11 protein-coding genes and 1 pseudogene are annotated in these 9782 nt (G+C 70.1%); 5 read left to right on the top strand and 7 right to left on the bottom strand.

All coding sequences use genetic code 11. From position 1 onward, the window contains the following. Positions 1 to 561, bottom strand: a 561-nt coding sequence (locus tag CCR87_RS08880) for an urease accessory protein UreD (protein WP_201157171.1), incomplete at its 3' end; no start/stop codon positions are given. A 209-nt stretch (positions 562 to 770) separates the two neighbouring features. Beyond that, positions 771 to 1826, bottom strand: a complete 1056-nt coding sequence (locus tag CCR87_RS08875; RefSeq protein ID WP_201157170.1) for an Mrp/NBP35 family ATP-binding protein — start codon at positions 1824 to 1826, stop codon at positions 771 to 773. Positions 1827 to 1993: 167 nt separating this feature from the next. On the opposite strand from CCR87_RS08875, the gene CCR87_RS17640 reads away from it, so the two are divergent. The 3 genes from CCR87_RS17640 (at position 1994) to bchJ (ending at position 5030) form a co-directional block, all read left to right on the top strand. Next, complete coding sequence (locus CCR87_RS17640; RefSeq protein WP_338048900.1) at positions 1994 to 2317, top strand: YjiS-like domain-containing protein; 324 nt, start codon at positions 1994 to 1996, stop codon at positions 2315 to 2317. A 459-nt stretch (positions 2318 to 2776) separates the two neighbouring features. After that, the gene (bchE, locus tag CCR87_RS08865) at positions 2777 to 4435 is read left to right on the top strand and encodes a magnesium-protoporphyrin IX monomethyl ester anaerobic oxidative cyclase (protein ID WP_201157168.1); all 1659 of its coding nucleotides are present in this window, start codon (positions 2777 to 2779) and stop codon (positions 4433 to 4435) included. 1 nt (position 4436) lies between these two features. Beyond that, positions 4437 to 5030: a bacteriochlorophyll 4-vinyl reductase gene (gene bchJ / locus CCR87_RS08860; RefSeq protein WP_201157167.1), complete on the top strand. Its 594-nt coding sequence runs from the start codon at positions 4437 to 4439 to the stop codon at positions 5028 to 5030. Positions 5031 to 5040: 10 nt separating this feature from the next. On the opposite strand, the gene CCR87_RS08855 is transcribed toward bchJ, so the two are convergent. Beyond that, on the bottom strand, positions 5041 to 5664 hold the full coding sequence (locus CCR87_RS08855; RefSeq protein WP_201157166.1) for a trimeric intracellular cation channel family protein: 624 nt from the start codon (positions 5662 to 5664) through the stop codon (positions 5041 to 5043). A 109-nt stretch (positions 5665 to 5773) separates the two neighbouring features. On the opposite strand from CCR87_RS08855, the gene CCR87_RS08850 reads away from it, so the two are divergent. Both CCR87_RS08850 and CCR87_RS08845 read left to right on the top strand, forming a co-directional pair. After that, positions 5774 to 6691 carry a homoserine O-succinyltransferase gene (locus tag CCR87_RS08850; protein ID WP_201157165.1) on the top strand — a complete coding sequence of 306 codons (918 nt, stop codon included), beginning with the start codon at positions 5774 to 5776 and terminating at the stop codon, positions 6689 to 6691. Next, positions 6675 to 7637: an alpha/beta fold hydrolase gene (locus CCR87_RS08845; protein ID WP_201157164.1), complete on the top strand. Its 963-nt coding sequence runs from the start codon at positions 6675 to 6677 to the stop codon at positions 7635 to 7637. Before CCR87_RS08850 ends, CCR87_RS08845 begins: the two co-directional genes overlap by 17 nt. 7 nt (positions 7638 to 7644) lie before the next feature. Here the strand turns inward: CCR87_RS08845 and CCR87_RS08840 are convergent, their stop codons facing one another. From CCR87_RS08840 to CCR87_RS08825, 4 genes and pseudogenes are all read right to left on the bottom strand, one after another. Then, a complete protein-coding gene (locus CCR87_RS08840; RefSeq protein WP_201157163.1) occupies positions 7645 to 8277 on the bottom strand; it encodes an aldehyde dehydrogenase family protein in 633 nt (210 codons plus the stop codon). 96 nt (positions 8278 to 8373) lie between these two features. After that, complete coding sequence (gene rpsI / locus CCR87_RS08835; protein ID WP_201157162.1) at positions 8374 to 8862, bottom strand: 30S ribosomal protein S9; 489 nt, start codon at positions 8860 to 8862, stop codon at positions 8374 to 8376. 2 nt (positions 8863 to 8864) lie between these two features. After that, positions 8865 to 9341 carry a 50S ribosomal protein L13 gene (rplM, locus tag CCR87_RS08830; protein WP_201157161.1) on the bottom strand — a complete coding sequence of 159 codons (477 nt, stop codon included), beginning with the start codon at positions 9339 to 9341 and terminating at the stop codon, positions 8865 to 8867. A 154-nt stretch (positions 9342 to 9495) separates the two neighbouring features. Next, positions 9496 to 9782 (bottom strand): annotated as a pseudogene (locus CCR87_RS08825) (SseB family protein); the annotation flags it as partial.

Below are 9782 nucleotides of genomic sequence, written 5' to 3'. Positions count from 1 at the left end.
GTCGGTGATCAGCGCGATCGCCTCGGGATGGTTGAGCTTCACCCCCCGCGCCAGCCGCACCGGCTCCAGCAGCGCAAGGCGCCCGCCACGGTGGATCTCGCGGCGGTCGTGCAGCGACACCTCCGCCAGCTGCTCTCCCATGGCGACGCGGCCCAGCACCAGCATCTCGGCCCAGACGAGGCGCGCGTCCGCGGCCATCTCCACCCGGGTGCGGCGCCCGAGCCGGGCGTTGTCATAGAGGATCGTCTCCTGCGGCAGCCAGTCCAGCGCGGCCCCGGCCCCGAGCCGCAGGTCCACCACCACCCGCGCCGGGTCGCCGGTCGCGGCATAGCCGCGCTCGGCCGTCTGGGTGGTGGCGACGGCGGCGGTGGCGGCGTCGAGCTCCAGCCGCCATTCCAGCCGATCCCCGGCCGTCAGCCCGCCGGAGGTGTTGAGGAACACCACCTCGGGCACCGGCGCATGGCTGCGCGGCAGGAACGCCTTGGCCGCGCCGGATTGCCGCAGGTCCACGATTCGCCGGCCCGCCAGCCGCACGGCGGCGGCACCGCGGCTGCGCTGCATCGTCTGGGGGGGGCGGGCGTCCAACATGGCCTCAGCATACGGCCCCGCGCCGCCCGTGCCAGAGGCGGCGGCCCCGCGCGACGCGGCATCGGGCGGCGCCGGGCGCAGACGCCCAAGAAACAGGCACCAGCATCTGGCACCGCCCGATCAGGGCCGCCGGGCGGGCCCTTCAGGCAGGGCCGTCAGGGTGCAGCCGTCAGGATGGGCGATCAGGCGAAGCCGTTGGCCACCAGCCGTGCCGCGATGGTGCCATAAGCTTCGGCCATGGGGCCGTCGCCGGCGGCGATCGGCGTGCCCGTATCGCCCGCCACGCGCACCTCGAGGCTCAGCGGCAGGGCGCCGAGGAATGGCAGGCCCGCCGCCTCGGCCTCGCGCCGTACGCCGCCTTCGCCGAACAGGTGCGATTCGTGTCCGCAGCTGGGGCAGATGTAGCTCGACATGTTCTCGACCAGGCCCAGCACGGGGGTCTTGAGCGTGCGGAACGCCGCCAGCGCCTTGCGCGCGTCCAGCAGCGCCACGTCCTGCGGAGTGGAGACGACGATGGCCCCGGTCAGGTCGGTCTTCTGGCACAGCGACAGCTGGATGTCGCCGGTGCCCGGCGGCATGTCCACGATCATCACATCGAGATCGCCCCACGCCACCTGCGTCATCAGCTGCTGCAGCGCGCCCATCAGCATCGGGCCGCGCCAGATCACCGCCTCGTCCTCGGGCAGCATGAAGCCGATGGACATCACCGTCACGCCATGGGCGTGCAGCGGCAGGATCGTCTTGCCATCGGGCGAGGACGGCCGCCGGTTCACCCCCATCATGCGCGGGATCGACGGGCCGTAGATGTCGGCATCCAGCAGCCCCACGCGCCGCCCCTGCCGCGCCAGCGCCACCGCCAGGTTGGCCGAGACGGTGGATTTGCCCACCCCGCCCTTGCCCGAGCCCACGGCGATGATGTGATCCACCCCGGCCGGACGCGACGGCCCCGCGTCGGCGTGGCGCCCGATCTTGACGCCGTCCTTTTGCGGAGGCGCATGGGTGGTCACGAGGATCTGCACGCTGTCCACCCCCGGAAGGGCGCGCAGGCGGGCCTCGGCGTCGGCGCGGGCGGGCTCCAGCGCGCGCGACAGCTCCGGCGTGTCGGCCTCCAGCACGAATCGCACCGTGCCCTCGGCCACCGCCAGCGCCCGCACCAGATCGCGCGAGGCCAGCGTCCCGCCCCCCGGCGCCGCCACCGCCCCAAGAACGCCCTCCACCTGTGCGCGAGTCACCGCCATGCCGATTTTTCCCTTGCTGTCCGGGGGTCCGCCCCTGTGCGAGAGATGCGCGTGGGGACCGCGCGCGGCAAGGGGGCATTCGCCGACTGCCCAGCACGCAGGCGAAACGCCTCAAACTTTGCCACCTCCGCGCCCTGCCTCCCCCTGCGACGGAATGCGCTCGCTGCATGGCAGCATTTCACCTTGCCCCTATTGTGCATCCGCAGCATGGTTCTAGATATGACGAGGCAGGCGGAAGACGCGCCGCACACCGAAGGACAGGAAAGAAGCGGGCCGGGACGATGTTGAGCGAGACGGATCGGGCACCCGCGACACGGACAACGGCGACGTTCTGGCAACGTTTGCGCGATAGTCTCCGGCAACGGCGCCGCTTTGGCCTGGAACGGAGACGGTTGCGGGCGATGACCGACGCGGAGCTGGACGACATGGGCATCAGCCGCGGGATGATTACCCGCGTCGCCTTCGAAACCGCCTACGGGCGCAAGAGATAACGAACACAGAAGGCCCTCTCCTCCTCCCTGGGGCTTCTGTTACAGGCGGTGGCATCGATCCTCCTCCCCGGTGCCACCGCCGACCTGATACGGGGCAATCCTGCCCTGACCGAAATGCGGCGAACCCCTCTCCTCCTCCCTGGGGGACGTCGCAGACCCGGACGGATGTGCCCTCCTCCTCCCTGGCGCACCGTCCGGACCACGGGGCCTTCGGGCTCCGACCCTGAGCGGCGTGACCCCCTCCTCCTCCCTGGGGCGCGTCGCAGGACAAGGCGGCGGCACCCACCTCCTCCCGGGTGCCGCCGTTCTTTGTTTTCGGGGGGTCTGCTGGCAGACCACACAGGGCGCGCCCCCCGCACCATCCGGCAAAACCTGCACAAAGATCGCGCGGTTGATCTGTGTCAATTTGCAGGGGCACTCAAAGTGTAATGTACGCCTTACACAATCGGGAGCCTTGTGATGCGAATCCTCTTCATCCACCCGAACTATCATTCCGGCGGGGCCGAGATCGCGGGCAACTGGCCCCCGGCCTGGGTGGCATATCTGACCGGCGCACTGAAGCAGGCGGGGTTCGACGACATCCATTTCATCGATGCGATGACCAACCACGTCAGCGAGGGCGACCTGCGGCGCAAGCTTGCCGAGATCCAGCCGGACGTGGTGGGTACGACGTCGATCACGCCGTCGATCTATGTGGCCGAACACACGCTCAAGATCGCACAGGAAGTGGTGCCGAACGCCGTGCGCGTGCTGGGCGGCGTGCACGCCACCTTCATGTTCAAGCAGGTCCTGTCCGAAGCCCCCTGGATCGACGTCATCGTGCGCGGCGAGGGTGAGGAAATCATCGTCGAGCTGATGAACGCCATCGCCGAGGGCCGCTGGCCCGAGGATCGCAAGAAGATCAAGGGCATCGCCTACAAGGACGACACCAAGATCGTCGCCACCCAGGCGGCCGCCACGGTCAAGAACCTGGACGGCATCAAGCCCGACTGGTCGATCCTGGAGTGGGAGAAATACATCTATGTGCCGCTGAACCGGCGCGTGGCGATCCCCAACATGGCCCGCGGCTGCCCGTTCACCTGCTCGTTCTGCTCGCAGTGGAAGTTCTGGCGCGACTACCGCGTGCGCGACCCGATCAAGGTCGTGGACGAGATCGAGGACCTGGTGAACAACCACGGCGTCGGCTTCTTCATCCTCGCCGACGAGGAACCCACGATCAACAAGAAGAAGTTCGTGCAGTTCTGCGAGGAGCTGATCGCGCGCGGCCTGCCGGACAAGGTGCAGTGGGGCATCAACACCCGCGTCACCGACATCTACCGCGACCGCGACCTGCTGAAGTTCTACCGCAAGGCCGGGCTGGTGCACGTCAGCCTCGGGACCGAGGCGGCGGCACAGCTGAAGCTTGACCAGTTCAACAAGGAAACCAAGGTCGAGGAGAACAAGGAGGCCATCCGCCTGCTGCGCGAGGCCGACATCTTCACCGAGGCGCAGTTCATCGTGGGCCTGGACAACGAGACCCCCGAGACGCTGGAGGAAACCTTCAAGATGGCGTGGGACTGGCAGCCGGATCTGGCGAACTGGTCGATGTACACGCCCTGGCCCTTCACCCCGCTGTTCGAGGAGCTGCGCGACAAGGTCGAGGTCTACGACTTCTCCAAGTACAACTTCGTCACGCCGATCATGAAGCCCGCCGCGATGGACCGCGCCACGCTTCTAGACCGCGTGATGCACAACTACCGCCGGTTCTACATGCGCAAGGCGCTGTTCTACTATCCGTGGCGCGGCACCGGGTATCGGCGCAAGTACCTGCTGGGCTGCCTCAAGGCGTTCCTCAAGGCGGGCGTGTCGCGGACGTTCTACGACCTCGGCAAGGTCAACTACTGGGGGCCGCAATCGAAGGAGAACGTCAACTTCGACTTCGACGAGACCCGCACGATCGCCGAGGCGCAGATGGAGGACTGGGAGGCCAGCGCCGACCGCGCCCGCAAGGCCGCCGAGCGCCGCGAAGCCGTCAAGGCGCAGATGAAGGACCGCGCCGAGGACCGCAAGGTGATGGCCTGCGGCGGTGGCACCCAGCAGATGGACGATGCGGTGCCCGACCTGGTGGGCGGGCGCTGACATGGCCACGGCAAACGTGGGGGCCGGCAAGATCGGCCCCAACGCCATCCTGCAACTGCTGCCCGTCCTCGAGGCCGAGGGCGGGCGGGCCCTGCGCGACCGGATGCTGGCGGCGGCGGGCCTGACGGCGCCCCCCAGCGACGCGGGCATGATGGACGAGGCCCCGGCCGCGGCCATGCATCAGGCGCTGCGCCGCGAACTGCCCGACCGCGCGCCCGAACTGGCGCGCGCGGCGGGGCTGGCCACCGGCGACTACATCCTTGCGCATCGAATCCCCAAACCGGCACAGGCGCTGCTGCGCCGCCTGCCGGTGCCGGTGGCCGCGTGGTTGCTGGCGCGCGCCATCGCACAGCACAGCTGGACCTTTGCCGGTTCGGGCCGGTTCGAGGTGCTGTCGACCCGGCCGCTGGCGTTCCGCATCCTCGACAATCCGGTGGTGCGCGGCGAACACGCCGACCATGCGATCTGCGACTGGCACTGCGCGGTGTTCGAGCGGCTGTTCACCACCCTCGTGCACCCCGACTATGCCGTGCGCGAAACCGCCTGCTGCGCCACCGGCGCGCCGGCCTGCGTGTTCGAGATCACGCGCCGCTGAGGCCGCCCCCTCAGCCCACGTCACGGCCGGGGCGCGAGCGATAGACCGGCAGCGACCAGCCGTACGCCAGCGCCCCCGCCCGCACCCCGAAGGCCGCGGCAAAGCCGAGAACGGCCGCCACCGGGTCCGGCAGGCCGATCAGCGCCGCGGCGACCATCACCACCGCCCCCAGTGCCGTCGCGCTGACATATATCTCGCGGCGCATCAGCACGGTCGGTTCGCCCGCGATCACGTCGCGCAGGATCCCGCCGAAACACCCTGTCAGCATCCCCATCGCCACCGCCACCATCGGCGAGCCGGTGATTGCGAACCCCTTGGCCGCGCCAAACACCGCATAGGCCGCCAGCGCCACCGCATCGAGCCACAGCAACCACGCGTACCGCGACTCCAGCAGCGGCGCGGTGAAGTAGACCGCGACCCCAGCGCCCGCCGTGACCAGCAGATAGGTCTGCATCTCGACCCAGAACACCGGGACATCGAGGATCAGGTCGCGCACCGTACCGCCCCCCACCCCCGTCACCACCGCCAGAAAGATGAACCCCACGATGTCCATCTGCTTGCGCGACGCCGCCAGCGCGCCGGACGCGGCAAACAGCGCCACACCGATGAAATCCAGATAAACGAACCCCGACATCGCAGTCTCCCTTGACGCATCACCCAGATCCCGGCGGCCCGGTTGCCCCGCCGGTCCCACTGGCCTATCTGGAGGCGGAGGCGCTGCCTATCCCCCGCACCGGACCCCCATGCCCATCACCCTGCCCGAAACCCTGCCCGCCTATGACGTCCTCGCCCGCGAGGGCGTGATGGTGATGTCCGAGGGGCGCGCGGCACGCCAGGACATCCGCCCGCTGCGAATCGGGCTGCTGAACCTGATGCCCAAGAAGATCCAGACCGAGACCCAGTTCGCCCGGCTGATCGGCGCCACCCCGTTGCAGATCGACTTCCACCTGATCCGCATGAGCGCGCATGAAACCAGGAACACCGCCGCCGAGCACATGGCCGAGTTCTACCGCCCCTTCTCGGAGGTCCGCGACCAGAAGTTCGACGGGCTGGTTATCACCGGCGCCCCGATCGAGCATCTGGACTATCGCGACGTCACCTACTGGGACGAGCTGTGCGAGGTCTTCGACTGGACCCAGAGCCATGTGCACACCACCCTGGGGGTATGCTGGGGCGGGATGGCGTGGCTGCACCATTTCCACGGGCTGGCCAAGCACATGCTGCCGCACAAGGCCTTCGGTTGCTTTCGCCACCGCAACCTGGTTCCCGCCTCGCCGTATCTGCGGGGGTATTCCGACGACCTGCTGATCCCCGTCAGCCGCTGGACCGAGCTGCGCCAGTCCGAGATCGACGCCACCCCCGGCCTGCGCACCCTGCTGGCCAGCGACGAGGTCGGCCCCTGCCTGGTCGAGGACGCCGCCCACCGCGGGCTCGTGATCCTCAACCATCTGGAATACGACAGCACCACCCTGAAGGAGGAGTACGACCGCGACGTCGCGGCGGGCAAGGCGATCGCGGTGCCGGTCAACTATTATCCCGGCGACGACCCCAGCCGGATGCCCACCAACCGCTGGCGCAGCCACGCGCATCTTCTCTACGGCAACTGGATCAACGAGATCTACCAGACAACTCCGTATGCGCTTGATGAAATTGGCCTCTAGCATCGTCGCGCTGGTGCTCGCGGCGGGCGCGCTGGGCGGCTGCGCGGTGCTGCTGGATGCGCGCGCCTCCAGCCGCGAGGCCGCGGCCGAGGCCCGCACGCCCCCCGTGGGCCGCCTGATCGACGTGGGCCGCGCCCGCATCCACGTTCATGTCGAAGGCTCCGGCCCCGATCTGGTGCTGATCCATGGCGCCAACGGCAATCTGCGCGATTTCACCTTTGCCCTCAGCGCGCGGCTGGCGGAGCGCTACCGGGTGATCGCGCTGGACCGGCCGGGCCTGGGCTGGTCGGATGTGATCGACGGCCATGAGGACCCCCGCGCGCAGGCCCGGGCGCTGCGCGCCGCGGCCGAGGTGCTGGAGGTGCGCAACCCCATCGTGCTGGGCCACAGCTATGGCGGGGCCGTCGCGCTGGCATGGGGTCTGGGGGCACCCGACGACACCGCCGGGCTGGTGATCGTCGCGGGCGCCTCGCATCCCTGGGAGGGCGGCCTGGGCCTCAGCCAGACGCTGCCGGCCACCGCGCTGGGGCGCTGGGCGGTAGTTCCGGCGGTCACCGCCTTTGCCTCCGACGGGCAGGTGGAGGGGGTCCTGGAAGGGATCTTTGCCCCACAAGCGGTTCCCGACGGCTACGGCGCGCACATCGGCACCGGGCTGTCACTGCGCCGGGCGCAGATCGTGCGCAACTCCGAACAGGTCAGCACCCTCAAGCCGTACCTGCGGGAGATGGCGCCGGGCTATGGCGGTCTGGAGATGCCGATCGAGATCGTGCATAGCGACGCCGACACCACCGTCGGGCTGGAGATCCACGGCCGCCGACTCGCGGAGGACGCCCCCGACGCCCGGCTGACGGTGCTGGAGGGGGTGGGCCACATGCCCCAGCACAGCGACCCCGACGCCATCATCGCCGCGATCGACCGCGCCGCCACCCGCGCCGGGCTGCGCTGAGGGGACCTCAGCCCAGCCGCCGCACCCCGAAAAGACCCGCGCGCGGCGCCTTGCCCAGCACGACCGCCGCCCCCAGACCGGGATGCGACACCAGCGCCCGGCCAGTGTGCGCCCCCCCGCCCTGCAACAGCGCAAAGGCCCCGGGCGGCGCACCGGCGGCGGCCACCGCCTCGGCCAGCGCCAGCGCGGTGAAGGGGCCGCGCGGGGCCGGTTTCAGCACCACCGGCTGGCCCGCGCGCAGCGCCCCGGCCACCGCCGCCGCCATCAGCCCCGGTGCCGCCGCCACCGTGCCCAGCATCGCCACCGGACCGGACACCGCCAACGGCGCCAGCGGCGGCAGGTCGGTCGCATCCGACCCGCCGCCGTGGCGCAGCGCTGCCTCCAGCGCGGCGCGCCGGGCGTGCCATTCCTCCAGCACCCGCGCCGCGAGGTCCGCCCGCTGCGCCGGGTCCATCCCTTCCAGACCGCAGGCCGCCGCCATCGCGATCGCGCGTGCGACATCGGCCGCCCCCCCCTCGACCATGCGGCCGAGGGGGCGGCCGTCCGGCCCGCGCACATCGCGCATCCGCTGCGACAGCGGCGCGCGCCAGCTGCCCCCGACATGGTGGGTCATCAGCATCTCGGCGAGGTTTTCGAGCATCACGCCCTCCGCAACGGGTGCATGGAACAGGGCCGCATGACAAAGGGGGCGCAGCCCTTCGGCGCGCCCCCCGTTCGTGTCGTGATCCGGCGCCGATCAGCGCTTGGAGAACTGGAAGCTCCGGCGCGCCTTGCGCTTGCCGTACTTCTTGCGCTCCACCACGCGGCTGTCGCGGGTCAGGAAGCCCGCGGCCTTCAGGGCGGCGCGCAGGGACGGCTCGTACAGCTGCAGCGCCTTGGAAACGCCGTGCTTGACCGCGCCGGCCTGGCCCGACAGCCCGCCGCCCTTGACGGTGGCCATCACGTCGAACTGATCGACGACGCCGGCGACCTGGAACGGCTGGCGAAGGATCATCTGCAGCACGGGACGGGCGAAGTACTTGTCCATCTCCTTGCCGTTGACGGTGACGCGGCCACTGCCGGGCTTGATCCAGACGCGGGCGACCGCGTCCTTGCGCTTGCCGGTGGCATAGGCCCGGCCGAGCGAGTCGCGCACGGGTTCGCGCGGGGCCTCGACCTCGGGGGCGGGGGTGCCGCCCGGAATCGCCTGGCCCAGATCTTCGAGGGTCTTGACTTCGGTGGCCATGCTCATGCGCCCCCTTGTGCGCTACGGGTGTTCTTGGGGTTCAGGGCGCGAACGTCCAGGACCTCGGGCTGCTGGGCCTCGTGCGGGTGCTCGGCCCCGGCATAGACGCGCAGGTTGGTCATCTGCTGGCGCGACAGCTTGCCGCCGGGCAGCATGCGCTGGATCGCCTTGACGACCACGCGCTCGGGGTGGGCGCCTTCGAGGATCTGGCGCGCGGTGCGGCTCTTGATCCCGCCGGGGTGGCCGGTGTGCCAGTAATAGGTCTTCTGGGCGCGCTTGCGGCCCGTCAGCTGCACCTTGTCGGCGTTGATGATGATGACGTTGTCGCCCATGTCCATGTGCGGCGTGAAGCTGGCCTTGTGCTTGCCGCGCAGGCGCAGGGCGACGATCGAGGCGAGCCGGCCGAGAACGACGCCCTCGGCGTCGATCAGGATCCACGACTTGTGGATGTCCGCCGGCGTGGCGGAAAAGGTTTTCATGCGTGCGTCCCGTTGATGCGAGAGGCGGGCGGAGGGCCGCCCGGTTTCCAGATGCGCCCTTCTACACCCTGCCCCGCCCCAGTCAAGGGGCGCGAAGACCAGATTATCCAGCGATATCAGCGCTCTGAAAATAAGGTATCCAGATACCCCACGCTCAGCGCAGCCGTGGCGGGCGCGCAGGGTCGCTCCCCGGCGGGCGCGGAGGGACAGGCGCGGCAGGCGCGGCAGGCTCCGGCAGATCGAACCGCAGCCCCACACGGTCCAGCCGCGCGATCAGCGGATCCCCCGCGTCCAGAAACGCCACGTCCAGCGGCCCGGACTGGTCCACGCCCGCCAGCCGCGCGGCCTCGGACAGGGCGCGCGCCAGCGGCGCCTCGGCCCCCGGTGCGGCGCCGGTCACCACCAGCAGGTGCCCGCGCACCCCGTCGGCATGCGTCACCC

The sequence above is a fragment of the Rhodobaculum claviforme genome, from assembly GCF_016653255.1.
Classification (GTDB): Bacteria; Pseudomonadota; Alphaproteobacteria; order Rhodobacterales; family Rhodobacteraceae; genus Rhodobaculum; species Rhodobaculum claviforme.
Note: the sequence above shows the minus strand (reverse complement) of the source record. Positions and strands in the feature narration are given on the sequence as shown.